We start from the raw sequence: 677 nt of genomic DNA, 5'->3' as shown, positions 1-677 counted from the left end.
ATCTCGCCGACCTTGGCTAATGTTTACCTGCATTACGTGCTCGATCTGTGGGTCGAGAAGAAGCTGTCGAAGGAGATGCAGGGTGAGGTGAAGTACGTGCGCTACGCGGACGACTTCGTCTGTGCCTTCTCGGTCAAAGCCGACGCGTACCACTTCTATGAGCAACTGCCAGGTCGTCTGGCGAAATTCGGCTTGGAAGTGGCAGGGGAGAAGACCCGGATTCTGGACTTCGGTCGGTATCGGGGTAAAGCAAACCGGAAATTTGAATTTCTAGGTTTCGAGCTCTCCTGGGGGAAGGACAGGAACGGCCATAAGCACCTGAAAAGGCGCACGGGCCGCTGTCGCCTCCGGCGCGCCATCAAGGCCACGAGTGAGTGGATACAGAAGAATCGATCGAAGCGGTTGCCGCTTTTGATCGAGGAACTGAACCTCAAGCTGAGAGGTCACTATAACTACTTCGGTGTTATTGGGAACTCATCGGGCTTGGCGTGGTATTTCCATGAAGTGTGCCGGCTGCTCTTCAAATGGCTCAATCGTAGGAGCCAGAAGAAGAGCCTGACCTGGAAGGGATTCCAAGATCGGGTCCGAAAGAGACTTCACAGCCCGAGGATTGTCGAGCTGAGGGTCCTCCAGAGGAAACTTCCGGGGGTTCGCTGCTGATTACGGACGCGAGTGAT

The 677-nt window shown here is 55.1% G+C and carries 1 protein-coding gene; it reads left to right on the top strand.

The genetic code is table 11. The features are described 5' to 3' along the window. The coding region (locus GY791_17990; protein ID MCP4330321.1) for a group II intron reverse transcriptase/maturase at positions 1 to 660 on the top strand (660 nt) is incomplete at its 5' end. Positions 661 to 677: the final 17 nt, after the last annotated feature.

This window comes from Alphaproteobacteria bacterium (genome assembly GCA_024244705.1).
Classification (GTDB): Bacteria; Pseudomonadota; Alphaproteobacteria; order JAAEOK01; family JAAEOK01; genus JAAEOK01.
Note: the sequence above shows the minus strand (reverse complement) of the source record. Positions and strands in the feature narration are given on the sequence as shown.